The following is a 1,700-nucleotide window of genomic DNA, read 5'->3' as shown; positions in this document are numbered from 1 at the left end:
AATCCACAATGGTAAGTTTAAATTCGATCCGCAAGCACCATTAAGTTATGGTGAAATGACGGGATTGAGTCAGACAGCTAATGAGGTTGCCTTGTTGGGATTGAGAATGCTCAAGGATTGGAGTGGTTTAACTGCCAAATTACCCGCGCCGGAATTCGGTCTTCAGAGATTATCTACTAGCCCTGGATTGCGACTGGATGCTCAGGAAGCAAATGTCTGGAATCTGGCACTAGGAGAGCTATCGATCGCTAAAATCGCCGAGAAACTCGGACTAGAGATCGCTAGAGTTCAACAGATCGGCTTTCGCTTGAGTGCGATCGGATTGGTACATGAGGTCACGATCGAGCCATCACAACCGCTAATCGGTCTTCAGGAAGCACCGCCTGTCTGTGTAGGCGGGGGGAATGCCAATGTGCCAGTATCGGCTTCGTTCTTGAGTAATTTAATGGGCTTTTTGAAGAAAAAGGGTTGACAAATAATGGAAATTATGAATCTAGTTGTCACAGGAACGGTAGGTGCGGGTAAAACCACCTTCATTCGTTCTGTGAGTGAGATCGAAGTTGTCGATACCGATCGCAAGGCTACCGATGAGGTGTCCGAGATGAAGCAAAATACCACAGTGGCGATGGATTTTGGGACGCTGCAATTTGGGGATGAGATGGCACTGCACATCTACGGTACTCCCGGTCAGATCCGGTTTGATTTTATGTGGGAGATCTTGATCGAACGCGCTCATGCTTACGTCCTCTTGATTGCCGCGCACCGCCCGAGTGAGTTCCATCACGCCCGCCGGATTATGAATTTCATGAATCGCCGCGCCCAGATTCCGATGATTATCGGGATCACTCACAGTGACTGTGAGGGTGCGTGGAGCAGCGAAGATATCGCACTGGCGCTGGGTTATCAGGATATCGCGCAGCAACCCCCGATCGTGCTGGTAAATGCTGCTGACGGCGAATCTGTCGCCATGTCACTGATCGCCTTGGTGGAACATTACATGCACACGACAGCGGCTGCGGCAGCAATTGCTGGTTAAATAACCCGAGTTGCTATAATCTCAGCGGTTAGAAACCGCTGCTCATGATGCGACGACCGCCTACGCTCACTGAATTTATAAGCCCCCGTAGGGGGACTTCGCATCACTAGCCACGATTTGCGGCGCGCGCTCCGGAGGTTTCCTCCGGGTTTAGCGCGACAAGACACAATCGTAGGCATTTTTAGAGGCAGTCACACAGACAAAATCACATTCGATCGAGTCGATCTGACAACAATTGAGATTTTTCCTCTGGCGTCTGTACTGGTGCGGGTAAGTTGAGTTGGTGGGTGATATTGGGATTGAGTAAATTCTCTGTTGGAGTAGCTTTTTGTTGACTCGCTAGCGCAGCGGCAACATTATTGTTATGAGCGGCGGTAGACCATTCTTTTGCCAGACTAATAATGTCAGAAGGGATCATCACTAGCGTAGTGGTATTATTTTCGGCACCAATTTCAGTCAACATTTGCAATCGTCGCAATTCCAAAGCTGCGGGATTTTCCATCATTTGTTGTGCGGCTTCACTGAGCAATTTAGAAGCTTCTTGCTCGGCTTCAGCTTTGATTAGACGCGCGCGTTTTTCGCGAGCGGCTTCGGCTTCTTTCGCCATCGCCCGCTGCATTGAAATCGGGATTTCGACATCCTTGAGTTCGACGCGTTCGATCGC

The 1,700-nt window shown here is 49.8% G+C and carries 1 protein-coding gene and 2 pseudogenes; 2 read left to right on the top strand and 1 reads right to left on the bottom strand.

Going from position 1 to position 1,700, the window contains the following annotated elements:
- Positions 1-472 (top strand): annotated as a pseudogene (locus RMO35_RS05920) (hypothetical protein); the annotation flags it as partial.
- Positions 473-478: 6 nt separating this feature from the next.
- Positions 479-1,036, top strand: coding sequence for a GTP-binding protein (locus RMO35_RS05915; protein ID WP_396135614.1), 558 nt, complete (start codon positions 479-481; stop codon positions 1,034-1,036).
- A gap of 205 nt (positions 1,037-1,241) precedes the next feature.
- Here RMO35_RS05915 and RMO35_RS05910 read toward each other — a convergent pair.
- Positions 1,242-1,700: pseudogene (locus RMO35_RS05910) on the bottom strand (slipin family protein); the annotation flags it as partial.

The sequence above is a fragment of the Chamaesiphon sp. OTE_20_metabat_361 genome (assembly GCF_031364565.1).
Note: the sequence above shows the minus strand (reverse complement) of the source record. Positions and strands in the feature narration are given on the sequence as shown.